This window comes from Leptospira bouyouniensis, assembly GCF_004769525.1.
In the GTDB taxonomy this organism is placed as follows: Bacteria; Spirochaetota; Leptospiria; order Leptospirales; family Leptospiraceae; genus Leptospira_A; species Leptospira_A bouyouniensis.
The window spans coordinates 20,430-46,377 of the sequence record NZ_RQFT01000012.1 but is presented as its reverse complement, the minus strand read 5'-3'; the positions used below and the strand labels follow the sequence as shown (position 1 = coordinate 46,377).

The window sequence follows — 25,948 nt, the reverse complement described above, 5'->3', positions numbered from 1 at the left end:
TACCATCGGCAAATGAAATCAATTCCTTATCTGATATCTAGTTTAAGTTTTATTTTTTTAGGGTGTTCGCCCAAAGAGATTCATATACCCGAAAATACTTACGCATCATGGTCAAAATTGAGCCCTGGGTTACAAGTTGATTCCTTGCCAACTCTCACTAATACATGGAAAGACCGAATTTATCCACTTGATACAAAAAGGCTCGATACACTCAAAGAAGTCAATGAAATCGATGGAATTGATGATATCCCTTATGGAACCAAAGATTTAAAATCATGGAAAAATCATTTGTCCCAGTTACATTCCTCGTTCCCAAAAGAAGTAAACCAACTTGCTAACAATTTAGTATATGGAATCTATTTTGTGTCCAACTTAGGCTCTACTGGACTAACAGGAATTATACGAGATAAAACTGGAAAACCATTAGGTGGTATCATTTTCCTAGATTCAGATTTGTTAAAAGATGGAGGAAATGATTGGGCTACAAAACGAGAGAATACATCGTTTAAAAAAGATCCGACTTACTCAATAAAAGTTCAATTAGACAATTCAAATTCTTTGGAGTCTGCTTTATCATTTATTATCCTGCACGAACTTGGACATATCGTAGCAATTGTGAATCAATATGTCCCTGATTATTCAGAACCAAAACGTGATTTTCGAAACTATCCGCTTTTTGAAGGAGTCTGGTGGTCGGAAACTTTTTCTCCTTATGAAGATACATTTTTCCCAGAAAGATCGAAGATAAAATTTTATCAAAAAAATCCAACAACTCCGATTTTCCCTGACGGAAAATTTTTATATAAAAAATTAACCAATACGCAGTTCGTATCCTTATATGCAGCAACCAATGCAGATGATACATTTGCAGAAGCATTTGTTCAATATGTTCATGTGTATTTATTAAAAAAAGAATATAAAGTCATCTTTGTTTCTGGAAATGACTCCGAAGTTTTACTCGCTGAACCAATTTCAAAAGAAGGAGGACGCAAATTTCGTGAGTTATTCAAAGACATTTTCGCGAAGACTATGTAAATTTGTACAAATTCTTTTCCTTCTATTGATCTTACCGTTTCAGATCCAATCAGAAACGAAACAAGAAGATTCCAAATCGATCACAATTGATACTAACACTGAAATTGTTTCTGATTTTATTTGGCGAGGGAATTCTTTTGTTGGAGAAGCACAAAGCAGAAGGGATGGTGCAAGATACGAAAGTTTTACCTATGCACCAGCCTTACAACCAACCATCAATATTTGGTCACCAGACAAAAAATTTGAATGGATGTTGTTTGGGAATTTCCAATTAACAAACAGAAGTGATAAAGATTCCGATAAACGATTGTTCCAAACAAGCCCTGGTGGCGTAGGCCCATCTTATTTAGGAGAGGAAACACGTTTTTATGATCCTTATAACCAAGATCCATGCGTACAATCTGTTCACAGACAAATGATTTCTCAGGATTCAAACAATGTATCCTGTTCTGGATTTATCCCAAACCAAGGTTATGGTCCTAAAAAAGAGCCAAATGGAAACAAACGAGCAGATGGGATGTTTTTTTCCATGATGTATCATTTTGATCCAAGTGTTTTTGGAGACTTCAGTGTGGGGATCTGGTTTTACAATACCTTTCAAAAAACCCCTAATTCTCTTCTTCCACCTTCTACACAAAAACAAAACCCGGTTGTTTCCGGTGGTGCGGCCAATAGCTTTCACGCAAACAACCCTGATGCTCAAACAAGACTTTCCTGGCATGAATATTTTTTACAATGGAAGTTACCCTTCTTTCGAATCTTAAAACCAATGTTTTCCTACTATACACAGTACTCGACAGAGAACGGAGGGATTATGGCAGGCAAAAACTACTTATCCTTCAGTGCCAATTATACATTCTTTGAAGGGAATTTTTTCAGAATCCAACCACATTGGAATCTTGGGTATACGATGAGTAATAACATGATCGACAATCGAAATGGGATACAAGACATAACTTCATCCATTAGTTTTTTATTCGGAGATTTTTTCATCAAAGGGGCACATATCCTAAGACCTGATGTGTATCTTTATGATACCAACAACTATTTTGGATACGCAGGGGGTGATCCAGATAAAACAAATTGGAATCGAAGCTCCGAAGATGGAAAAGTTGTGAACCCATCAAGGATTTACGGTGCGTACAACACCTCAATTTTAAATTCGATCGAACAAATCAATACAGGGAATTCACTAACCGACGCCACGCTAAAAACTTATTTGCGTGAAGCATATACATTACAAAAGATACCAATCCATTTATTTTATGTTAGCTTTGGGTATACAAAATCATTCTAATTTCCTTTAATTTTATAAATTTAATGAATAATATTAGGAAATGCTTGACTACCTAGAAAATCAATTCATACTTTGCCCCACCTCTTGGGGACCAACTATGAAATGGATTCAAAATTTAAAAATTCGAGCAAAGCTTCTTTTGGCATTTATGATCACGATTCTTTTAATGATCGTGGTAGCAGGAGCCAGTTTTTATTCTGCTAATCAAATTTTAGCTTCTTTACATACTGTTTTTGAAGACCGAGTGGTTCCCATTAGCCAAATCAAAGAAGTATCTGATGCCTATTTGATTGGAATCGTTGATTCTGCAAATAAAGTCCGCGATAAAAAAATGTCAATCGAGGAAGCTCTGGAATCCATTCGAGATTCGGAAACCAAAGCGGAAGAAATTTGGAAAGTATACTTAAGTACCTATTTAGTTCCAGAAGAAAAAGCCATCATCGATGAGATGGAAAAAGAATTCCCTCCGCTAAAAGCCGGTGTCAAACGTTTGCGTATGTTACTTGAGACAAGAAACGAAGCTGAAATCGAAAAATTTGTTTCTGTTGATATGTATCCTATCTTTGAGCCACTCACACATCACTTAGATGATTTGATTCGTGTTCAACTCAAAGTTGCCAAAGAAGAATACCACAAGTCGGAAGCACATTTCGAACAATCCTTAGTAATTGTCACTGGAGTTGTTGTTGTTTCTTTTGTCATGGTATTCTTAATTGCATTTTTCTTTTCTGATGCGATTGCAAAGCCAATGAAAAAAATCGTATCGGTTGCACAATCCATCTCCATTGGGGATTTGAATGTAAATTTAGATTCTAACGAAAACCAATTAAATAAATCAAAACATTTGGAAGGAAATGAAATCCAACAACTCTCCCAAGCTTTTATGGAGTTAGTTGATTTCATTAAAGAAAGGGCAGAACATTTAGAACGAATTGCCAATTCCGATTTAAGCTCAGATGTTACTTTAAAATCAGAAAAAGACCAATTGGGACTTAGCTTACGCCGAATGTTAATCAACCTTTCCGAAGTTGTAGAGAAACTCTATTTCACATCTCAAGAAGTAGACTTAGGAGCCCAACAATTAGCAGATGCCAGCACATCCCTTTCAGAAGCCGCTAGTGAACAAGCAAGTGCAGTGGAAGAAATCTCTGCAACATTAACAGAGATAAGCAATAGTTTTTTATCCAATGCAGAAAATGCAGAACAAATGACGGGTTTTTCAGAATCCACAGCAAAACAAGCAATCGAAGGAAATTCCAGAATGAAAGACCTAGTTTCAGCTATGGGTGAAATTAGTAGTTCCTTTGAACAAATTTCAAAAATCAATAAGGTCATCAATGACATTGCTTTCCAAACCAATATCCTTGCATTAAATGCAGCAGTTGAAGCGGCTCGTGCAGGCCAACATGGAAAAGGATTTGCAGTTGTTGCCGAAGAAGTTAGAAACTTAGCTCAAAAAAGTGCCAATGCTGCCGATGAAACAACCTTACTCATCGAAGCTTCCTTAAAAAAAGTAAAACTTGGAAATGATGCAACAGAAAAGACAGCCGAAGTTTTAGGAATGATTTCGGAAAGTGCAGAAAATGTAAGTAATTTAACAAAAGATTTGGCTTTATCGATCAATGAACAAAAATCGGCAGTTTTACAAATCACTCAGGGAATAGACCAAGTAACCACCGTTACATCAACAACGGCAGCCTCAGCTGAAGAAGTAGCCGCATCTAGTGAAACTTTAAAACGGCAAGTTGAAATTATGCGTTCTGTCATCATGGGTTTTAAATTGAAGGAAGAAGGATCCAAATCAACTGCTCTTACACGAATTGAAAAACCTAGAATTATTTTATAGGGAATTACCATGAACACAACATCCAAATCATGGGACACAATTGAAGACGAAGATACGATGAAAGATTTGTATCTTTGTTTTAGTTTAGATGAACGATTTTATGCATTTGAAGTGAGGTATTTAACAGAAATATTAGCATTACCTGCGATTACAACAATTCCAGGTACGGCAGATTTTTTAAAAGGAGTGATCAATATTCGAGGAAAGATCATTCCCGTAATGGATGTTAGATTACGATTTGATATGCCATTCCAACCTTACCACGATCGAACTTGCGTTTTACTTGTAGAACTTGAAGGTCATCCATTAGGTCTCATTGTTGATAAAGTAAACGATGTGGTAAAAATCCCACCTGAGAATATCGATATTGCACCTAAAATTGGAGAATCAAAATCATCACGATTCATTTATGCAACAGGAAGAGTCGGTGACACTGTAAAAATATTAATCAATCTCCAACGTTTGCTAACCCAAGAAGAAAGTCATATGATTCAAGACATCCCTGGAAATTGATACATGGAAAGAGAAGATGTTTTAGAATACCTAACGGAAGCAAAAGAATGTTTAGAAAACATTGAAGCTGGGCTTTTAAATTTTGAAAAAACTACATTAGATGGAAGTTTAGTTGAAAGAGATTTACTTGATACTTTGTTTCGTCACTTTCATACCGTCAAAGGGAGTTCTGGATTTTTTGGACTGTCTGGTATTGTCAAAATTGCACATGCAGCAGAAAACCTTTTAGATTATTTGCGAAATAAACCGGAAGTGCAAGATGAAGAAACCTTGGAGATCCTATTAAATGCACTTGATATTCTGAACGAACTAGTTGTCCATGAAGAGAATTCGCCAACTGGTGGTGATTTGTATTCAGAAGCTCAAATCCAATTTTTAGAAATTACAAATCAAAAACTCACAGAACTGAAAAACCTAGGAATGGAAACTCCCATGGATTCAAGTTCACAAAGGAACATCAAAGAATTCGGGTTATTCGAAGAAGAAAATCTTAAACCATCCCCCTCGGAAGAATTTGGACTGTTTCAGCCTGAGCCTTCTATTCAGAGTAACAAAGAATTTGGTATTTTCCAAAAGGAAACATCCACTAACAACGCAGAATTTGGTTTATTTGACAAACCAAATGATACAGAACAAAAATCTGTAATAGAAACACCACCTAACATTTCTTTCACAAAAAAAGAAGAAAAAAAAGTGGTTCAAAAAAAAGACATCCGTATCGACACCGATAAACTAGACTCTCTCTTAGACATAGTGGGTGAAATTGTCATCAATGAACCTATGGTGACCGAACACCCTGATCTGCAAAAACTGAAACTCGAAAACTTTCATAAATCAGCACTTCAATTAAAAAAGTTAATCCGAAGTTTACAAGAAATCACGCTTAGTTTACGAATGGTGCCGATCTCAGGTGTATTTTCTAGAATGGAAAGACTTGTACGTGATACGGCAAAAAAAACCGGGAAACAAGTAGAACTAATCATTGCAGGTGAGGATACAGAGATTGATAAATCTATCATTGAAGAAATGTATGATCCACTTGTCCATATCATACGGAATGCTATTGATCATGGCTTAGAAACTCCAGAAGAAAGAAAAGAAGTTGGGAAATCTCCAAAAGGTAAAATTCATTTAACAGCAGTCCAATCAGGAAAAGAAGTTTGGATTGAAGTTAAAGATGATGGGAAGGGTTTGCAAAGAGATAAAATCCTTAGGAAGGCAATTTCACTAGGACTGATCCACCCAAGTGACGTTGAAAATTTAAAAGATGAAGAAGTATGGGATTTTTTATTCCATCCAGGATTTTCTACTGCAAACGAAGTCACTGACTTATCTGGAAGAGGAGTAGGACTTGATGTTGTGCGAAAAAATGTAACAACTTTGAAAGGATTTGTTGATGTCAGCTCAAACCAATCACAAGGAACCGTTTTTTTAATCAGAGTTCCATTAACACTCGCCATTATCGAAGGTTTGGTAGTGCGTAAATCGGAAACTTACTTCATACTACCATCAGTTGATGTAAAAGAAACTATTTACATCAAAAATGAACCGATCAATGAATTATATCGTAACAATCATAGCATTCAATACCGTGAAAACCAAATCTCAATCGTTGACATTGATTTACTATTCGGAAAAGAATCGGAGCTCAATCATAACAAGTCAATAGCAGAAAAGTATATGATCGTTACAGAATCTCATGAGAATCAAATGGGGATTGTATTCGATGAAATTTTGGGGAATCAATCCATTGTCATCAAACCCATTTCCCCCCTATTCAAAAACATTAATGGGTTAGCAGGTTGTACCATCTTGGGTAATGGACATGCTGGTCTTATCTTAGATGTACGAAAATTAATTAATCAACATATGGCGATTCAGAACACATGAAAAAACATACAGTGATAGTCGTAGATGACCAACGCTCTGTAAGAAGTATGATCAAACGTTGGATTGAATCAGATCCGAATTGGGAAGTTGTAGGCGAAGCATCAAACCCATTCGAAGCCAGGGACCAAATCATTGAAAAACAACCAGATGTAATGACCTTAGATGTTCACATGCCAGAAATGGATGGAATTGAATTTTTAAAAAAACTCCTTCCACAACATCCTATGCCAGTCATAATGTTTAGTTCCTCAACAACTGAAGGTACATCAATCACTTTGGAAGCACTTGATGCAGGTGCCTTTGACTATGTAACAAAACCATCCGGTACACCAGAAAGTCTGATTGAAGCTAAAGAAGATTTATTAAGTAAGTTGAATGCATCTTTAGCATATGATGTTTCCGTTTTTCACAATTCAAAAAAAGGTCTTCAAACAAATAATGTTAAATCAAAAAAGGATATTACATTCAAATCCAAAGTAATTTTGATAGGCTCAAGTACAGGTGGGACAACTACCCTTAGAAAGTTACTCGATGATGTTGATGATTCCTTCCCTCCGATTCTTGTTGCCCAACATATGCCTGAGAATTTCACGGCACTTTTTGCAGGAAGATTAAATGCAGAATTAAATACTAAAGTAATCGAAGCAAAAGACAAACAACTTTTGGAAAATGGCATCGTTTACATTGCACCAGGGAATTTCCATCTAGAGGTTCAAAAAATCAATAACGAACTGTATACAAAAATTACACAGACTGACAAAGTTAATGGCCATCGACCCTCTGTTGATGTACTTTTTAATTCGGTTGTAAATTGTGGGATGGGAAAACAGTCTCTCGCTATCATTCTTACCGGAATGGGGAATGATGGAGCAAAAGGATTATTAAATTTGAAAAATAATGGATGCCTTACTATAGGACAAAACAAAGAAACTTGTGTGGTATATGGGATGCCAAAGGTTGCATTTGAAATTGGTGCTGTAATGTTCCAACTCCCATTGGAACAAATAACGGACAAAGTAAAAGAGTTGGGCTCCAAATGATACCACATTGTCTTATATTAAACTCTCAAACAACTAACGAATTGCTTCCCATCCTAAATGAAGTTAATTTCACTTATTTGAGGATCCAAAAATTAGATGAAATACTTCATCATTTAAAAAATGAAAAATTCCATTTTATCATTTTACCTATCGAAGACTTAAAAGACTCAAATTCACAAGAAATCTTAGAAAATATCTCAAAGTCATATCCAAACACACTTATTATTCTTGTCACCGATTCAAACCATTGGGCACAAACTGCTTCATTTCTAAAGAGACATTCAGCCTATGATTACATACAATTTCCATTCGAAGATGAGCATGTAAAATTGACACTCGATAGGTCTTTCCAATACTTAAATACAAAACTTAAATCTCAATTCATCCACGAAGCTGAAAATCATTTATTCAAACGTGTGATTGAAATTTTTGATTGGAAAAAATCACTCACACACAAAGAAAACCAAAACATTTCTGCAGACATTATCCACCAAATGAATATTAGCTTGTTTCAAGGAAGTGGTATTGGAACACTTATGAGTGTAGTAAGTATTTTAATTTCAAAAAGTAAATTCGATACTGAAAACAATTACTATATCGTCCAAAAACCAATATTAGATTTATTATCAGAAAATTATGATGCTGCAAAAAGTATGTTTGATAGCATGTCAATCTCACAATCTGTGATTGATGATGACAAAACTATCGAAACAACCGAATCACCAATTCAATTATTACCTATTTTTGAAGCGGAGAGCAAATTTTTAGAAGAAGCTTTATCTTTAAAATCACAAAAGATTAACATAAGCCAACTTCCAAATTCGGTGACGAATCATAAAATACGATTCAATCTTGAAAAAATAACATATACCATAAGAGAAATTCTTTTGAATGCCATCAAATATTCCAAAGAAGGTGACGAAATTTTTGTCATATTTTTTCATAGGGAGAATTTCTTAGAAATTAAAATCATAAACCCTGCCTATCAAAATGAAGATGGAACAATTGGCATTCCAGAAAAATATGAAACTTTAATTTTTGAACCTTTTTTCAGAATTTCATCTGTTGTTGATGATAGTTACGCTAAATTTGAACAATTTCGATTCGGGTTAGGTTTGACATTAGTTAAAAAGATAATGGACCAACACCAAACAAATGTACAAATTTATAATATAGATGACAACTTAAAAAATGATAATACAAAAGATGTTTGTTTAACAATTCGATTTCCATTATTCATTGAGGAGAAAAAAAATGGCTAGAATATTAACAGTTGATGATGCACCTGCAGTGCTAAAAATTCTAAACTTGGTATTAACAACAGATGGGCATGAAGTTGAGTCTGCCTCCAATGGAATGGAAGCCTTAGAGAAAATTCAAAACTCAAAATTTGACATTGGTATCTTTGATGTCAATATGCCTGGCATGACTGGCATTGAACTCACTGAAAAAACATTAAAATCAGAAAATGGAAAAACCATGAAAATCGTCATGTTAACGACTGAATCAAGCGAAGAAATGAAAAACAAAGGGAAAGCAGCAGGGGCGGTTGGTTGGCTTGTAAAACCTTTTGCAAATGAATCTCTAACCAAACTTATTTCCCAATTGATTTAAGAATGAGTTCGATTTTAATCGTAGATGATTCACCGGCAGTTTTAAAAATTGTGCGCCTTGCCTTAAGTAGTCAAGGTCATGAAATCATCATCTGTCAAACTGGTGAATCTGCTTTAGAAACCTTAAAAGCAAATCCTAATATTGTTCTTGGAATTTTTGATTTTAACATGCCAGGTTTGGCAGGGGTTGATCTGATTCGAGAAACAAAAAAAATAAAAACAAACTCTAAATTTAGGATCCTTGTTTTATCATCAGAAAGTAAGTCAGAAATAATCTCTAAAGCATTACTAGAAGGTGCAGATGGATGGTTTATCAAACCATTTAAAAATGAAGAATTAATCAAAAAAGTATCAGAGTTAGTCGATCCCGATGTTGCCAATTGAAATCGATGTAATATTTGCAGTTACAGCACTTTCTGTTGTCGTTAACTTAGTTATTTCAATTATCATTTATTTTTTATCTAAAAATTCAAAGTCAGAAATCAAACTCACATTTACTGCTTATTTCCTTGCTGTTTTGGTCATTCGAAATTATTCCTTATACTTATACGGAAGCACAGAAAATGTTTTGTATTTCTTTTTTTCGGAGTCATTAACACTCTTTAGTTCTTATCTCCTTGTTTTATCAATTTCCCCCATCATTTCTAGATATATTTCAAAAAAATGGATCTTTTCTTCTTTTGTTTTACTCTATTTTCTGTTTGTCACTCTACTATTAAAAGAAGTTAATTTTTTTTGGTTCTCATTACCTTCTGCAATCTTCAATGGCTCAATTCTCATTTTATTTGGAAGTATTATTCTAAGTTTAAATGAATATCCTAAAACAATCAGAATTTATTTCTTTTTTATCTGTTTTTTACTCGCATTACAAAGGTTATTTTTCCCATATTTATTCACTATCGATTGGTATAAACCTTTAGGTTATACGATCAACACTTTGTTTATGTTTTTGTTCGGCGTAGCTTGTATCCTTTTTAGTTTTCAAGTACAAACCAAAAAATTAAATTTATCACTATTCGAATTAGAAACTTTACAAAAAGCGATCAAGGATGTAAACGTTCGTCTTTTGATTATGTACAATCAATTACCAGCCATCATTTATAATATTGAATTTTTACCTGAGCCAAGAACCTCTTATATTAGTTCTAAAATGGAAGAAATTACAGGATATGGTATCAATTATTTTTACGAAAATTCTGATTTTTTTCGAGACATTGTAATCAAAGAAGACCAACACAAAATAGAAGAACTTTTTTCCGGAGAATCACCTATCATCCTAAGAATGATTCATGCAAATGGTTCTATTATTTGGACAGAACATTACGTCAATATTTCCAATGATATTCTTGGTATTAAAAAAAGGATAGATGTCGTAGCACTCGATATCACAAATTCTAAAAAAACTGAAATTTCATTACTGCAAGAAAAGAACCTTAATTCAACCGTCTTTGACAATGCTGCAAATTTAATTCTCTTAACTAATGCAAAAGGTTTAATTGAAAATATCAATCCTGCAGCATTAAGAGTATTACAATTAAATAAAGATGATGTTTTAAATAAATACATTCAAAACATTATATTAGTAGAAGAAGATCGTGAATTTTTAAAAGAAGTTTTGGATGATATTAATGAAATTCAAAATATTGCTGAAAGTTTAATCCTTCGATACATCACAAAGAATTCACAAACTCTTTATTTAGAATGGCGGTTAGGGATCATTCGTGACTCAAAAGACGAACCTTCGAAAATTATTTGGATTGGAATTGATCAAACATCAAAAAGAACCGCAGAACTTGAATTAAAAGAACTAAATCGATCTTTGGAAGAAAAAGTAAAAGCGAGAACTTTTGAATTACAAACAAGTAATACCGAACTCAATTCCGCACTTTTTGCGTTGAGGGAAGCCCAAGAAAAATTAATCCAAAACGAAAAATTAGCATCTTTGGGACAACTTGTATCAGGTTTAGCACACGAAATCAACAATCCAATTGGGATGATCAAATCTTCTGTTGAAACATTGGTGGCAGAGTGGGAAGATGAATCTCAAGACATAAAAGACCAAACACTAAATGAAATCTTGAATTTAATCATTGATTCAAATGATTCTGGTCTACGTATTTTAACAGGAATTACAAATAGACAAGCCAGGAAATCACTTACAGAAGTATTAAAACAAAATACAATATTATATCCTGACGAACTTGCAGAATTGTTTGTTGATTCAGGAATTCGAAATTTATCTCCTTCGATCATTAAAAAAATTCAATCTGCAATCGGGAATCAAAATGATTTCAAACGATTGAGAAAACTTTTATTAATGAAACAATCTTCCGAACACATCCTATATTCAATTAGAAGATTATCAAAAATCACTTTCACATTAAAGAACTTTGCAGGACTCCAATCCAATTTGGAACTCATCGATTTTTCATTAAAAGATACAATTCATTCGGCTATATCTTTGTATAAGGAATATTTTTTAAGAGACATTAATTTAATTTTGAATTTAGATTTTGAAGGTAAAATTCGATGCATCCAAGGTGACTTAGTTCAACTCTGGAGCCAAATCATTTGGAATGGAATTCAAGCAATGTCAACAAAAGGAACGATTTGGATTCGAAGTTATAAAACCAATGAATCCGTGATTGTTGAAATTGAGGATTCCGGAATTGGTATCCCAATTGAACAACAATCTAAAGTTTTTATGCCATTTTTTTCAACTAAAACATCAGGTGACGGTTTAGGACTTGGGTTATACCTTGTGAAGGAAATTGTGATCAGGCACAATGCAAATATTAGTTTCGAATCAGTACCTGGTAGAACTGTTTTTAAAGTTAGTTTTCCAATTACATCTTGATGGTAATTTTACCAGTGTCATTAGTTTTACCAATGATATATGGTTTTTCGCCAAGTATATTTAATTCATTCATAACCGAATCAATTTGATTTGATTCTACGACGATAATGTAACCAATTCCCATATTAAATGTACCATACATATCATTTCGATCTAATGCATGGTCTTTTTCAAGTTTAGAGAACACATATGTTTCAGGAAGCGAGAAAATTTCAGCTCCAACGCCTGTGGGTAAAACTCGAGGTATGTTTTCATAAAACCCACCACCTGTGATATGAACCATTCCTTTTACGTTTACTTTTTCAATTAGCGATAGAATTGATTTTACATATATACTAGTGGGAACAAATACAAAGTTTTTGATAAAATCAATTTGGTCTTGTGATGCGGGTAATTTACCATCTTTCAAAAGTAACTTCCGAATGAGAGAAAATCCATTGCTATGTGGCCCCGAAGAGGAGAGTCCAACGATCATGTCGCCTGGTCGAATGGTTTTACCATCAATCATTTTGTTTTTTTCGACAACACCCACTACAAATCCAGCCAAATCATATTCATCATCTGGCATTACTCCTGGATGTTCTGCAGTCTCTCCACCAACTAATGCGCATTCGGCTAGTCTACATCCTTTTACTATTCCAGAAACAATCGCTTCCATTGTAGGTAGATGTAGTTTTCCACAAGCAATGTAATCCTGAAAAAACAACGGTTTACCACCATTTACCAAAATGTCATTTACACACATGGCAACGAGATCTATACCTACAGTATCATGAATGCCAAGTTCCCTTGCAATTTGGAGTTTTGTTCCAACACCGTCAGTGCCAGAAAGCAAAATTGGTTCCTGATATGATTTTAAAAAACTAACATCATAACAAGCAGCAAACCCACCTAACCCACCTAATACATTCTGATTATGAGTGGTTGCGACATTCGCCTTGATTCTTTTTACAAATTCTTGACCCTTTTCGGTATCAACTCCTGCATCTTTGTATGTTACTTTGTTTTGGTCAGACATGGAGTTTTCCTATAGTAGTATTAATTAAAGACAAGGTATGATTTGGAGTGATTGTTTTTGCAATCCTACCAGCAAGATGCACATAATCTGATTCAGATGTATTCAACAAGATATCGAGTTGGTTTTTATTTTCCTTTGAACCATCTGGTAATTGTAGTATCTTCTTCATATGCAATGAAGTACCAAAATTCCCATCGTATACTTTCAAATTTGGATAATGGTATTGGATTCTTTCTCTTAAAAAAACATAATGAGTACAACCCAAAACAATGATCTCTGTTTCTGGCAGAACCATCTTAATCTTTGTATCTAAAAAGTCCCATGCATCTTCCCATCGATCAGAATCAATCAGCTTCGCTAATCCTTCACATGGAACTGGCAAAACTTCAGATCCTTTTGTTAGGCCTGAAACTAAATTTTTAAATTTTTCTTCTTTCAGAGTTAATTGAGTCGCAAATACTGCAATTTTTACTCCAGGATTCTCGACTAACGCAGGTTTAATGGCTGGCTCCATTCCAAAAATTGGAATGGAATGTTGGTTCCTTAAAAAATCCGCAGCCGCTGAGGTTGCAGTATTACATGCAAACAAAACTGCCTCACAATCTTTTTCGATGAGATAATCAAAAGCATTTTTTGAAAGTTCAATGACTTTTTGTTTCGATTTTTGTCCATAAGGTGAATGAACCAAATCACCAAAATAAATATAATCGATATTAGATGTTTCTTTCCATAAAGTACGTAATACAGAAAGGCCACCTAATCCTGAATCAAAAATACCTATTTTGTATCTGCCGCGAGAATTCATTTAAGATTCTAAATACTTTTTCATATTTTCGGCTAGAGTTTTATAAATCCATTCAAACTTGGTTTCATCTTCTTCTAACAAAGTCACCCTAAATCCATTTCGGTTACAACAAAAGGAACTAAGTGGAACCACACAAATACCTGCCGAAGCTAATAGGTGTAATACGAAACGTCGATCAAGAGCTGCTTTTTCCATTAACGGAGCGACAAAGTTTTTTACCTTTTCATTTTGAATTGGTAATGTCATCTGAGGTTTCAGTGCATTTTCTTCAAATAGTACAGTTAAATAAAAAGCACCTTTAGGTTGGATTACTTTGACACCTGGAATTCCAGATAACATCTGAGTCGCTTTTTCAGCTCTTTTTTTGAATTTTAAATTTCTAAATTTCAAATGGTTCAAAAATTCAGGATGAGAATAAACCAAAGGGATAGAGAGCTGAGGTAATGTTGTGGAACAAACTTCCAACATTTTGGCATCTAACAATGATTTTATATATCTCTCGAATGTTGGATCATTTTTACGATTAAATACTTCCAACCATCCACATCTTGCACCTGGCCAAGGAAATTCCTTTGAAATCGAACGAAGTGCAAATCCACATACCTTATCACCTATTACTTCCGATAAATGGATACTACCCCATTCAGAATAATTTACATGAGCATAAGTTTCATCACAAATTAGGATGATATCATATTTTTCACAAATTTTAACAATCTCACGCATAACCTCTTTTGGATATACGGCTCCAGTTGGATTGTCCGGATTGATCAGTAAAATACCTGCAATTGAGTCATTGTATTTTACTTTGTTTTCTATATCTTCTAAATCTGGCATCCAATCATTGTTAGGATTTAATTCGTATGTTAAATGTTCGTAACCAGAATGAGCAGCTTCTGCGGAAGATAACGTGGAATAGGCGGGAGAAGGCCCAAGGATCCTTGCCTCTCTTCTCATAAAGCCAAAAATTTTTGCAACGGCATCACCAAGTCCATTGAAAAACAAAATGTCTTCAGAAGTAATTTGAGCACCACCTCTCTCATTTACTTTTTCAGCTAAAAATTTACGTGTTGTTTCGTCCCCTTGGGTGGCTGTATAGGCCCAAGATTTGTTTTGGTTCACAAGTCCACTGACAATGTCCTTCATCCAAACAGGAATACTTTCCCCTTTTTGGATGGGATCACCGATGTTTTCCCAAGTGATAGGCACACCCATTGCCTCGATTTGTTTCGCAAGCGCCACAATTTGGCGGATTTCGTAAATGAGTGCATCTGCACCCGAATGGACTATATTTCTTCTCATAAAATTATTTGCCTTTTTGGTAGGCTGCTTCGACCAAAGGGATCGATAATTCCATCTCTTGGGTATCCCTTAATATCTTCAACCGTAAGACGCCTCCAAGTCCGACAAGTCCCACTTGTTCCCGAAGGTCATTGATATGCCGGACAATTAGTCCATTTGCCCCTTCGATGAAATCATACCGGCGCAACCCCCCTTTTTCAGCGGCGGAATTGGGTTCAATGTCATAAACAAGGACACCCACAGCTTCACTCGGGATTCCCAAAGAACGTCTATGGTCAGGGAGAGGAGTCGTTGCCATCACACCAAGGGTAGCAGGTTTTATATTTTGGCCAACGTTCTGTTCGATTTGGCGTAAAACTCGTTTGGCATAATTGATAGGAATGGCAAATCCAATCCCGGCGCTTGCACCGCTCGAGGATCGAATCATTCGGTTGATCCCAATGACCTCTCCATAAATGTTCAGGAGTGGCCCACCGCTTGACCCAGGATTGATTGCAGTATCGGTTTGGATGTGGGTCTGCCCTGTTTCGTCGAGGTCCTCTCTTGATTTGGCAGAGACCACTCCCACAGTGAATGTTTTTTCCAATCCGTATGGAGATCCAACGGCGATTGCCCAATCACCTACTTCGATTTCGTCCGAATTACCAAGAAAAGCGGGGATGAATTTGTCTTCACTTGGAATCTTCAAGAGGGCAATGTCAGCCCTTTCGTGGCTACCAACATAACGAGCTGGGAAAATACGACCATCGGACATGATGATTTCAATGATTTCAGCGTTTTTTATGACATGGTAGTTAGTAACAACAAACCCACGTTCATCAATGATGAATCCACTCCCAATGGAAGAAATCCGATCTTCTCTACTTTCACCAAACGCATACGGATGGAAAATCATCTCCGTCTTTTTAGTCCGAATAGAAACTACAAATTGTTGTGCTTCTCGGTAAACATTTCGAAAACTAGATTGAATCTGGATGGCTTGACTCTGTTTACTTGCCGAAATTGGTTTTGGGGAAGAAAAGAGTTTTGTGACAGCAGAACGGATCTCAGGAAAAAATATCGCAAACAAAAGTACAAATACTAAGGCAAAGTTAATGTAGACGACAGGTGGAATCGAATTTTTTCTTTCCATAGAATGCCAAAACCCCTTCCACTTTTGCTGATTCCCCTTCTGTGTCGAACGAAAAAGATAAGAACCTTAATGACAATGGTCTACTTTCCTATGGCTCTTACTGGGTGTTTGCCATATCTATACCATTTAGGAAAGGAACAATCTGCGATCATTTTAGGCAGAGAGAAAATTGAACAAGTATTAAACAAACCAGATATCGATTCTAAAACAAAAGATAAACTCAAATTAATTCGAGAGGTAAGAAAATTTGCGATCGAAGAACTCTCGCTAAATGAAAAAGGTGGATTCGAATATTTTACAAAACTTGATCGAGACGAAATTGGTTGGAATGTCAGTGCATCGGAATCTTTGGCATTAAAATCATATACTTGGTGGTTTCCCATTGCAGGCACAGTTCCTTACAAAGGATATTTTGATAAGGAAATGGCAATTGAATTAGAAACCGAACTTAAAAACAAAGGTTATGACACTCGTGTTCGTGCCATTGGAGGATATTCTACTCTAGGTTGGTTTTCTGATCCAGTTTTATCTCCTCAGCTAAATTGGCCTGACCATCGTTTGGTGGGGCTCGTCATCCATGAAATGGCACATGCGACCGTTTACCTTCCAGGTGACACAACCTTAAATGAATCTTATGCTAGTTTTGTTGAAGAAATAGGAACCGAACGATTTTATACAAAAAAAGAAGGAAAAAATAGTCCTCATCTGGAAAAGTTCAAAAAGGAAAAATCAAAAAGAGAAACAACAATCAAACTACTTAAACATTTTGCGGATCGATTGAAAGAGGTTTATGAAAGTGATAAAGACATCACTACAAAACAAAATTTAAAAGAATCTATAATTTTACAATTTAAATCAAAAGTCATTGAAGATAAATTAGTCCCTGAAGAAAAATCTAAAGAATTTTTAGCACGTAATTGGAACAATGAAGACTTTTTAGGTGCACTCCGTTACCACTCAGGTGAAGTGAGTTTTCTGAGTCTTTACGAAAAATCAAATAGTGACTTATCAAAATTTCATGACGAGGTCAAAAAACTTTTTGATCTACCTGAAATTGAGCGAAAAAAATTTTTGAACAAAACAAACTAGTCATCTATCATAGCGGATGTGTAAAGTTTATAACCTATCCAATATCGATCATCAATCGAGTAAGATTTGGCAGCATTTTTTCCATCAATCAATCGCACATGTAATGGTTTTTCTAACTCTTCAGTTGCCAAAAACTGACGTATGAAATACAAATTGTGAACTCCAGTTTGTGTACCTGAATGGAGAACAAATAATCCCTTGTTTTCTTTCCCAATATAATAGGCAATTCCACTAAAATCGTTTGTGAATTGAAGGGATGGTCCAATTTTTTGATTCGCATATATAATTGCTGTGTTCGTTGATTTAAACTTAGTATCAATCAAAGGATTCCCATCAAAACATAAATAATTTAAGGAACACCAACCCAATTCTGAAAACTGCACTTTATAAGGAGAATCACCATCTTTCGAACCATTTGTTTCCCATTGGATCAGACCTGCGCTGATTTCATTTTCCATCGAAGATCGGAAACCAACATTCGTTACAATTGGTTTTTTAGGAGAAATATCTTTCATTCGTATGATTGGATTTGTCAAAAAGTCAGATACGGATGAAACAGAATAATATTCAGTATCTGGAACCGAAAATGGAACAACAGAATGAATTCCCGAACTGAACAAATAATGTCGATTTTTTTGATTCAATCGAAGGTTAGTTCTATATTTGTCAGCGAGAGATTCTCTTAAAATAACCTCTTGCCCACCGGATTCTGACGAACGGAAATATCGAATAAGTTCTCGATAAATCAATTTGTTATCAGGGAACAATTCCCTACCCAAAGATTTCCCTTGAGCAAAACTGAGGAGATATGTTTTTTTTCCCAAATCAAAAAGACCATGAAACTCTTGTTTGCCCAACATTTTTCGTTTCAATCGTTCTGAATAATTTTCAAAAAATGGGATATTTTTCACATATAAGTTTTGATTTGAAAATCTTTCTGAAGTATATCGAAACACCTCTCTTGCGATCGCTAAATCAAAAAAACTTTCGGAGTTATTTTTCTCCAAACACTTTTGCAACAAATAGTAGAACAAAAATTCATATTCTAATTTTAATTCAGGGCTCAAGTATTCATTTTTATATTTTTTATTAAACTCATTTAGAACTGTTACATATTCTTCAGGTTTTTTGGAATTTGAAATTTCATATATTTTCAAAAATGGATTGGAACCAATCAATTGTTTAGAAGGTTGATTTCGCAAATAATCACGTTTTATCTTAAAATCGTTCCATTTTTCTACCCAATCGTTATTACCATCACCAAGTTCAGAATGAGTTTTTTGAATTTTGGAAACTATTTGTTCTGCTAAATCCCAATCCCCACGAAGGTACAAAGCTTTTGCGAATTCCAATTGAAAAAACAAAGCTCGATAAATTCTTCCTTCGTTTAGTTCCATTTGTAAAAGTAGTTCGAATAAAGAATTTACTTCTTGGTTTTTTTGGAACGGTATTGAACGAAGTATCATATGGAAAAATAGAGTTCGATTTAAATGCGATAATTTTGTCAGAACTGACTGTCCATTTGTAAGGTATTCAGGAGTTAATGATAATATTTCAGAATACCCTGTTTGCAGTTGTTCTTTCCATGATGTATACAACTTAATACGATAAGAATCATAAATCGCATCCGAATAACCAAACTTTGTAAAATCACGAGACAATATTTTTTCATCAAACTGATTCCAATCTTTTTTAAATCCATAATTATATGCGGATGTTGAACTCAGTTGTGTTAAATACATTTCTTTGTCTCCGAAGACAAAGGCTTTGTGAAAGTAAATTTCCAAGATTCGATTTTTAACTACGTTTTTCTCTTTTGGAGATTTTGCTAACTTAGAAAGATTTTTCGTTTGGTTTTCTGCTTCATAGAACATATAGTTCTGAATGTACAAACTTCCCAATCGATATGCTTGTAAAAATGGATCTTCGTCTTTCTCAATTTTAAAACGCAAATCGTCTTTTGCTCTAAAATCCTTAAATTTTCCACTTCTAAGTTGTGAGTAAAATTCCAATGCTCCCAGGAATGTATCTCGATCCGCACCAATAAAATCGGATGATTTGTAACTACAATCTTCTTTGTCCTTAGAAGACAAACAGGAAACTAAAAATTCATAACGTATTTGGTTTTGAAAAGGAGAGTTTTCGTATTTTTTCCAAAGGGGCCGAAATATTGACCTTCTCGAAACGTTTGGAAATATTTCTGCCCTAAGCCTCGCTAATTTCAATTCTAAAGAAGGTAATAGTTCATTAGATTCATCTAATAATGTTGAAGCGGTATAATAATTCTCATAGGCACCATTGATTTCCTTCGTTTTTTCATTTTGAAATCCTAAATCTATAAATGACTTTGCGCTGTCTACCAGATTCGATGACGAAATTGAATAAGGCTTCCAATTTCCAATAAAAAAGTCACTTCTACTTTTTACAAAATCTTCCAATTTAGCAGGTGAATATTGATTATTATTTTCTTCATTGATAGAAACAATATTTTGGATTCGTTTGGTTCTTAATATCTCGTAAAGGAGAGCAAGCTTCTCCCATTGTTTATGTGTTTTAAAATTTTGAATATTTAATCCAACAATTGAAATTTCGGAACCGCTACCTTGGAACATTTCACGAAATGGTAAAATTTGAGATAATTCATCTCCAAACAAACTCGTCTGTTGGTCTAGAGGTTGTTTAGAAATCAAATAATCAGTGTCGGATAACAAGATTCCTAAGTTTCCATTCACCGAACTTCGTATATGCGAATCTTTAAATTTATCGTTTCCTTTGCCATAGACAGTTACCCATTTAAATCGCCTTTCATTCCTTTCATCAAATAACTGGTTATGATTCCGATCGAATATAATTGATGGGTATTTTTCTTTTTGTTTGGAAAGGGAGAGATATTGTTTCAGAGTCTCTCCTTCATTTCTTTTTCCTAAAATTTGGATCAGTGATTTGGACTGGATTAAATTTGGTATACATCGAACTAATTCTTCACTTTTTTTACACTGTGTATGAATTAATTTACCTTCATTGAAATAAAAACTATGGATAGAATCTCCATGTTGTAAGTATCCATTCCATTCGGGGAAAAATTCGTTATTCAATTGGCGCGACGGCTCAAAGAAAAACTTTCGATCTGGAGATACTATTTTTAGTTTATTGATCAAAGCAAGCAATCTCTCTGCTTCATCAAACTCTTGTTTAATTAAAGGTTTTATTCCTTCTCGTTTGATTGTTTTATCAACAATTTGGTTTGTTATTTTTTTATAAGACTTGAACCATTTCAATAGATCTTGGTAGTACAAATTCAGTTTGGAATCTTCAAATTCAAACTGTGCAGATATAAGATCTCTAAAAAGTTCCAAACTTCGATAATTTTCCCAAATATTTACTACCGATTGAATGTCCGATCTTTGCAAATTAACTTCCGAGTATAATTCAACAAAATTCTCTAATCTGAATTTTGGCGAAAATAATCGAACTGATATATTTGATTGGTATGTTTGAAATGCATCTTTTAAATAAGGATCAACCTTACCAACGTTTTGTGATTTTCCTGTCTCCCACTTTGATCGCAGAACATTAGACCAAAACTTTTCTTCATCCAAACGAAACTCGTAAGCAAGCTCGGTTGTTTCTTTCCATTTTTTTTCTGCCATGATTTGATCACCTAGCATCATATAAATGGAATATAAATTCAACAAAACTCTAACTCTAGTTTGCCGAGAGATTGGATCACTACTTAATCCAATTAACTTTGGATCCACAAGCCCCGGATTTTCTAATATCTGAACTGCTTCGGAAAGGATTGACTGAAATTCTTTTTGTTCATTCGAAAGTTGAATTGCATGATAATACAAACCAGTCCCATAATATAAATCATATTTGGGATTGGAAATTCGGAAGTTAGTTTCACAAACATCCAAATCTTGTTTACAACCCTTGTTTTCTCTATTTTTCCATGATCGTAAATCATCGAAAAACTCTTTTAGAACTAATTTTTTCGATTCTTCGTTGGTATCGAGAGATTCCTGTATGACAAAAACTGAATGACTATAATTATGAAAAAGTTTTTCTACATCTTTATTGGATGCATTTTTAATCAATGTATCGACAAGATCACGGTATCGTTGATTTGCATCAATCGGCAAATGACTCCGTTGGTATATCTGAGCCTCAACTTGCCTAGATTTTGCTAAAATATTTTTACCAATGATTGTTCCATCCAATCCTTTTGAGGTGATGAATTGATTTCTCACTTGAATTTCATTCAAGGCAGAAACATATTCTTCCTGTTCAATATGATTTTCAATTCTAACACCTAGGGTTAATAAATATTTAAAATCGTCTGGGAACTCTCCAGGGAATCGCCCATCACCAATTACCCTTACACTATCTCCTAATATATAATTCCATAAACTCCATTTTTTCCAACGACTATAAAGTGACTCTTTTGAATTTTTATAATCTGACTCTGCTAATTGCAACATTTGGTATGAATCTCTGAATCTTCCACTTTTCTGGAATGCAATTGCTAGATAATTTGATAAGTTAATGGGACTAATAAATTTTACATCTTTGTTATAAGCGATTGCTGTTTGGAAAGATACTATCGATTCTTCATATTGTCCTACTTCAAGTTCAGACAATCCTCGTAATGAAAAAAGCAAAGCTAATTTCGATCGAATTGAATTCAGTTGAGACAACGTAATCGAATTAGGTTCTTGTGCGTATTGGTTTACATATTGATAGTATTCATTTTTAAAATAAATATCGATTGATTTAGAAAATTGTTCTGAAGCTTTTTTGTATTGTCCTTGGTAAATCAAGGATTTTCCATAATTAAATCGATAAATTGCTTCTTGTTTGTATCCTTCGAATTGGTTTTTAATCGATAAAGACGTAGAACTATCTTCAACCTTTCGATAACTTTCATTCGCTTTCGGATAATTATTTAGTAAAAAATAATTGTTCCCTAAGTTTAAATTTAAATCTGAAATAACTTTTTTATTGGAATAATCTTCACCTAAAAACACCAATATCTGATTGTACAATTCGATATTTGCTTCTAAATTTTTATCTGGAAAATATTTTTTATACAAACTTTCATATATATCATAATCGACATCACCCGAGTTTGAATCTTTTTGAAGTTTCATCAAATCAACATATTGATATAACCATCCAAGCAATTGGTAAGCATCATAATGAGTTGGATCTGCAAATATAATCCATCGTAATTCCAGTTCTGCACGTTTGAAATTTTCTAAGATTTCTGCCTTACGTACATCCGTCATTGTTCCTGTGGAATAATAATAAGATTCATAGGTAACATATTTATTAATTAGATAATAAGAATACCCATACAGAGTTGCCAAATCCAAATATGGTCTAGCCCTTGGAACTGCTTGTTTGTAGTACAATTCAGTCCAATTGAGTGCTTTACCAGACAAAACTTCTATCTTCTCAAAATCCTTAATATTGACAATGTTTCGTACCAATTCTCGATCGGTGACAAGTGATGTTAAACTAGATAAATTTCCAATTACATTCAAGTTATCTTTATTTAAGATATTTATTTGATTTAAAAGTGCTCGCTCCTCTTCTTCTCGAATTTTTTTCCCATAACTAAATATTGTATCTACCATTTTTCTCTGATAGTAGATTGCATATTCTTTGTATAAAGAATCTAAGTACAAATTCCTTGTTTTAACTAAGAACATATTTTGATTATTAAAAAAGTAATGGAATGATGATTGGAGTAAATCACCAATCCTCTCAAATTCAACGGCTTTGTTTTCAAAATAAAAGAATGCACTTTTGATATCATCTGCGCCAAGGTCTACCCCTAACAGTGGGTCATAAAATTCTAAGTATATTTTTAAATTCCTGAGTGCATCTGATGTATTACCTGCAGCCTTTTGATTTGAATATTTCAGAAGATTTGCACGCAATAAAATTGGATTTTTATAATCAGCCATAAAACTTCTAGTTTCAAAAACTGATGGTTTGCCTGGTGGCTCCAAATCAATTTGGATTGGTATAGGAATTACCGAATCCAATACTATATTTGATTCATTATATCGCCTTAAGTCTGATAGTGCTTTTGCTTTTATAAATAAAAGGGTTTGATGGAAAACTTTATTTGTCTGATTTTTTGGAGATTCTAAAGCAGAATTGACAAATCCAAGGATCATCTCACTATTTTTTGATTCGGTTATTTTTGAAATCACATCTTCTAATAGATAACGTAAATCCCTTTTGCGATCATTTGAAAACTCATGATTTGGATCACCTAGATAAATTCTTTTTTCATTTTCCCACGATTTGATCATATCTTCATAAAGGGCAGATAACTGATAAGAATTTGGATTAAAATCAAATCCACCTAATCGACGCTTGATTTCATCAATTTGATGATAATATGGATGATCTTGATAAATTCTATATAGAAATTCCTTTGATAAGGTATTCTGTTTTTCCTTTTCTAAATGATCAGCATAAAGATGGTAAAGTAATGCCTCTCCATCCGTTGTAAACTTAGGATCAGGAATTTGGCGAATTTCATTCATTAAATTAAATGAAGTAGAATTCTGTTTTGCTTCGTTCCACTTTATCAACACGAGAGCAAAATTATTTTTTTCCAATTCCGCTTTCTTTCGGTATGCCTTTAAAAAACTATTCGCTTCATCATTTTTTCCAAATCGTTTGTAGGTTGAATATTTTAATAAGGAAACTTGCGCTTCATAAATTGGATACAATGGGTCTTCTGAATAAAATAATTCTACTGAATCCAAAGCCAAAAAATAAGACTCAATACTTTGGCCTGGGGATAAACTTTTTGAATATTGAAATTGTTCTTTTATATTTGATTGTTTAGGAATCGATCCGTTTTCTGGAATGAAATATATATTGATGGCATTATAATAGGATGCGGAGAATAAAATTGATCCTCCATTAAAATTCGAATATCTAACATCGAAATTGGAAGTTTCTCCAGAAGATAAAATTCTTTCTTCCCCTGAACTCAGGTTTTTCTTTATCAGTAAACTATGATCTCGTTCATCCAATCGACCGTTCCCGTTTGTATCTTTTCTAATGGAAGCATAATACAAATTTTTTGATCGGCTATCAATTGTTGGAGTAAAATCAAGATACTGGTCAAACGTAATTCTTTTTAAATCTCCAGTGGACAGTTGGATCTGGTACACTTCACCTTTGTTATCTTCAAAATAAGAAATAAAGTAAATAATTTGTCCATCGGACGACAAAAACGGAGAAGTGGCACCTAACGTAGTAATTTGTTTGATTTCACTCGGTTTTTCAAAGGAAACGGAACAGAGATTCGGTAAACCAGGTGAAAATCGATCTGAAATAAAATAGATTGTTTTGCCATCTGGAGACCAAATTGGATCAGTATCTGTAATTCCCTTTTGGTATTCCCCTTTTTTGTTAGGTTTGTTGGTTAAATTAATAAAGTGATCATTGATAAAGCGATTCCCTTTTAAATATTCCTCTATCCATTCATCTGTATCTATTGATAATAATATCAAATCACCTTCTGAATCAAACTCTTCAGAAACAAAAACTAAATATTTTCCATCGGGTGAAATGGCAGGTTTTGTTTCTGAAAATGAATTATCCGTAATGGGGACAACTAAGGAACTTTGTAAATCTCGAAACCAAATATCAAAATTCCCTTTTTGATCTGTTGCGTAAAAAAGATATCTTCCATCTTTTGTGGTGGAACTATATAAGTTGTTCCCTCTTTGGACTGTTAAAGGGAAAGGTTTTGATTGAGTGGGAGAAAAATAATTTTTAGAAATAGCAGAGTAATCAAAATTTACATTCGTGTACTTAACTTTACTTTGAAACAAAGCACAATTGAATGTGAAAACAAAAAATATGATATAAGGATAGGGGATTACCTGATGAATCAACTTCATTGGTATTTTTCCCATCGACCAGTTTCAGTTTCAAAATACTCACCAATTGATATTGATTTATAATATTCATCAATTAGGTTTTGTTTGATTTTAAGCAATTCATCTTCTTTTTTCCCTTTTTTCTTATGCGTGCTGAGTTCTTTTTCCATAATAAACTTTCTGGATTCATTTAAAAACAAGACCACATCTTCTACTCGTTTTTTTTTGGCAGGCAGTTCGTAGTGAATGTATGTTGGTAGGGAAGAAGCAAGTGGATTTAATTTAACATACCCTTGAGGAGTTTCTCCTAAAATCCCATGTGATTTATATTTTTTAATTTCTGACGACAGGTAGTTTAATCGAATTCGGTGTGCTCTTATTTCAGGATCAGATTCTTCTTTTGCTAATTTCTCCTGATTATTTTGTCCATTGGTTGAAGATTGGATAGAACCAATCATCCATCCCTCTCTTTCTAACTCACGGTCTTCACCCACCATCTGTTTTTCTGCGGCAGTTTGTGCATTTGTAATTGTGATCGGAGGTACTTTGAAACTACAGCCAATAAGTAAAAAAAATAATATAATCTGCTTCATAA

Annotated in this window: 17 protein-coding genes; 11 read left to right on the top strand and 6 right to left on the bottom strand. The window is 34.0% G+C overall.

The genetic code is table 11. From position 1 onward, the window contains the following. Positions 1-12 precede the first annotated feature (12 nt). The 10 genes from EHQ43_RS14450 (at position 13) to EHQ43_RS14405 (ending at position 12,091) form a co-directional block, all read left to right on the top strand. On the top strand, positions 13-1,035 hold the full coding sequence (locus EHQ43_RS14450; RefSeq protein ID WP_135741307.1) for a hypothetical protein: 1,023 nt from the start codon (positions 13-15) through the stop codon (positions 1,033-1,035). Continuing rightward, positions 998-2,332 (top strand): hypothetical protein, encoded by a 1,335-nt coding sequence (locus EHQ43_RS14445; RefSeq protein WP_135771566.1) that lies wholly within the window; start codon positions 998-1,000, stop codon positions 2,330-2,332. The genes EHQ43_RS14450 and EHQ43_RS14445 overlap by 38 nt, the downstream gene beginning before the upstream one ends. A gap of 97 nt (positions 2,333-2,429) precedes the next feature. Further along, positions 2,430-4,178 (top strand): HAMP domain-containing methyl-accepting chemotaxis protein, encoded by a 1,749-nt coding sequence (locus EHQ43_RS14440; protein WP_135741305.1) that lies wholly within the window; start codon positions 2,430-2,432, stop codon positions 4,176-4,178. Positions 4,179-4,187: 9 nt separating this feature from the next. After that, complete coding sequence (locus EHQ43_RS14435) at positions 4,188-4,691, top strand: chemotaxis protein CheW (RefSeq protein ID WP_135741304.1); 504 nt, start codon at positions 4,188-4,190, stop codon at positions 4,689-4,691. Between the two features lie 3 nt (positions 4,692-4,694). Continuing rightward, entirely contained in the window at positions 4,695-6,581 is a 1,887-nt protein-coding gene (locus EHQ43_RS14430; protein ID WP_135771565.1) for a chemotaxis protein CheA, read from the top strand. Next, positions 6,578-7,621, top strand: a complete 1,044-nt coding sequence (locus tag EHQ43_RS14425; protein ID WP_135771564.1) for a protein-glutamate methylesterase/protein-glutamine glutaminase — start codon at positions 6,578-6,580, stop codon at positions 7,619-7,621. The genes EHQ43_RS14430 and EHQ43_RS14425 overlap by 4 nt, the downstream gene beginning before the upstream one ends. After that, entirely contained in the window at positions 7,618-8,883 is a 1,266-nt protein-coding gene (locus tag EHQ43_RS14420) for a sensor histidine kinase (RefSeq protein ID WP_135771563.1), read from the top strand. The genes EHQ43_RS14425 and EHQ43_RS14420 overlap by 4 nt, the downstream gene beginning before the upstream one ends. Then, positions 8,876-9,235 carry a response regulator gene (locus tag EHQ43_RS14415; protein ID WP_135741300.1) on the top strand — a complete coding sequence of 120 codons (360 nt, stop codon included), beginning with the start codon at positions 8,876-8,878 and terminating at the stop codon, positions 9,233-9,235. The genes EHQ43_RS14420 and EHQ43_RS14415 overlap by 8 nt, the downstream gene beginning before the upstream one ends. A gap of 2 nt (positions 9,236-9,237) precedes the next feature. Then, on the top strand, positions 9,238-9,618 hold the full coding sequence (locus EHQ43_RS14410) for a response regulator (RefSeq protein WP_135741299.1): 381 nt from the start codon (positions 9,238-9,240) through the stop codon (positions 9,616-9,618). Continuing rightward, positions 9,605-12,091: a PAS domain-containing sensor histidine kinase gene (locus EHQ43_RS14405; RefSeq protein WP_135771562.1), complete on the top strand. Its 2,487-nt coding sequence runs from the start codon at positions 9,605-9,607 to the stop codon at positions 12,089-12,091. Before EHQ43_RS14410 ends, EHQ43_RS14405 begins: the two co-directional genes overlap by 14 nt. Here the strand turns inward: EHQ43_RS14405 and purM are convergent. Genes purM through EHQ43_RS14385 form a run of 4 tightly spaced genes read right to left on the bottom strand, consistent with a single transcriptional unit; the run spans position 12,081 to position 16,348 of the window. Then, positions 12,081-13,109: a phosphoribosylformylglycinamidine cyclo-ligase gene (gene purM / locus EHQ43_RS14400; protein ID WP_135771561.1), complete on the bottom strand. Its 1,029-nt coding sequence runs from the start codon at positions 13,107-13,109 to the stop codon at positions 12,081-12,083. The two genes, EHQ43_RS14405 and purM, sit on opposite strands and share 11 nt — an antisense overlap. Continuing rightward, positions 13,102-13,914, bottom strand: coding sequence for a glutamate racemase (gene murI, locus EHQ43_RS14395; RefSeq protein WP_135771560.1), 813 nt, complete (start codon positions 13,912-13,914; stop codon positions 13,102-13,104). The genes purM and murI overlap by 8 nt, the downstream gene beginning before the upstream one ends. Beyond that, positions 13,915-15,216: a pyridoxal phosphate-dependent aminotransferase gene (locus EHQ43_RS14390; RefSeq protein ID WP_135754650.1), complete on the bottom strand. Its 1,302-nt coding sequence runs from the start codon at positions 15,214-15,216 to the stop codon at positions 13,915-13,917. Between the two features lie 4 nt (positions 15,217-15,220). Next, positions 15,221-16,348: a S1C family serine protease gene (locus EHQ43_RS14385; protein WP_135741294.1), complete on the bottom strand. Its 1,128-nt coding sequence runs from the start codon at positions 16,346-16,348 to the stop codon at positions 15,221-15,223. 3 nt (positions 16,349-16,351) lie between these two features. Here EHQ43_RS14385 and EHQ43_RS14380 point away from each other — a divergent pair, with 3 nt between their 5' ends. Then, entirely contained in the window at positions 16,352-17,437 is a 1,086-nt protein-coding gene (locus EHQ43_RS14380) for an aminopeptidase (RefSeq protein WP_135741293.1), read from the top strand. Here EHQ43_RS14380 and EHQ43_RS14375 read toward each other — a convergent pair. Then, positions 17,434-25,374: a PD40 domain-containing protein gene (locus tag EHQ43_RS14375; RefSeq protein ID WP_135771559.1), complete on the bottom strand. Its 7,941-nt coding sequence runs from the start codon at positions 25,372-25,374 to the stop codon at positions 17,434-17,436. The two genes, EHQ43_RS14380 and EHQ43_RS14375, sit on opposite strands and share 4 nt — an antisense overlap. Then, positions 25,371-25,946, bottom strand: coding sequence for a DUF1318 domain-containing protein (locus EHQ43_RS14370; protein ID WP_135771558.1), 576 nt, complete (start codon positions 25,944-25,946; stop codon positions 25,371-25,373). The genes EHQ43_RS14375 and EHQ43_RS14370 overlap by 4 nt, the downstream gene beginning before the upstream one ends. Between the last annotated feature and the right edge of the window lie 2 nt (positions 25,947-25,948).

Excerpts from the sequence above, each read along its gene's own strand:
- EHQ43_RS14375 (WP_135771559.1), bottom strand. The coding sequence starts at position 25,374 with ATGAAGTTGATTCATCAGGTAATCCCCTATCCTTATATCATATTTTTT.
- EHQ43_RS14385 (WP_135741294.1), bottom strand. The coding sequence starts at position 16,348 with ATGGAAAGAAAAAATTCGATTCCACCTGTCGTCTACATTAACTTTGCC.
- EHQ43_RS14370 (WP_135771558.1), bottom strand. The coding sequence starts at position 25,946 with ATGAAGCAGATTATATTATTTTTTTTACTTATTGGCTGTAGTTTCAAA.
- EHQ43_RS14410 (WP_135741299.1), top strand. The coding sequence starts at position 9,238 with ATGAGTTCGATTTTAATCGTAGATGATTCACCGGCAGTTTTAAAAATT.
- EHQ43_RS14440 (WP_135741305.1), top strand. The coding sequence starts at position 2,430 with ATGAAATGGATTCAAAATTTAAAAATTCGAGCAAAGCTTCTTTTGGCA.
- EHQ43_RS14430 (WP_135771565.1), top strand. The coding sequence starts at position 4,695 with ATGGAAAGAGAAGATGTTTTAGAATACCTAACGGAAGCAAAAGAATGT.
- murI (WP_135771560.1), bottom strand. The coding sequence starts at position 13,914 with ATGAATTCTCGCGGCAGATACAAAATAGGTATTTTTGATTCAGGATTA.
- EHQ43_RS14450 (WP_135741307.1), top strand. The coding sequence starts at position 13 with ATGAAATCAATTCCTTATCTGATATCTAGTTTAAGTTTTATTTTTTTA.
- EHQ43_RS14420 (WP_135771563.1), top strand. The coding sequence starts at position 7,618 with ATGATACCACATTGTCTTATATTAAACTCTCAAACAACTAACGAATTG.
- EHQ43_RS14415 (WP_135741300.1), top strand. The coding sequence starts at position 8,876 with ATGGCTAGAATATTAACAGTTGATGATGCACCTGCAGTGCTAAAAATT.
- EHQ43_RS14380 (WP_135741293.1), top strand. The coding sequence starts at position 16,352 with ATGCCAAAACCCCTTCCACTTTTGCTGATTCCCCTTCTGTGTCGAACG.
- purM (WP_135771561.1), bottom strand. The coding sequence starts at position 13,109 with ATGTCTGACCAAAACAAAGTAACATACAAAGATGCAGGAGTTGATACC.
- EHQ43_RS14405 (WP_135771562.1), top strand. The coding sequence starts at position 9,605 with ATGTTGCCAATTGAAATCGATGTAATATTTGCAGTTACAGCACTTTCT.
- EHQ43_RS14435 (WP_135741304.1), top strand. The coding sequence starts at position 4,188 with ATGAACACAACATCCAAATCATGGGACACAATTGAAGACGAAGATACG.
- EHQ43_RS14390 (WP_135754650.1), bottom strand. The coding sequence starts at position 15,216 with ATGAGAAGAAATATAGTCCATTCGGGTGCAGATGCACTCATTTACGAA.
- EHQ43_RS14425 (WP_135771564.1), top strand. The coding sequence starts at position 6,578 with ATGAAAAAACATACAGTGATAGTCGTAGATGACCAACGCTCTGTAAGA.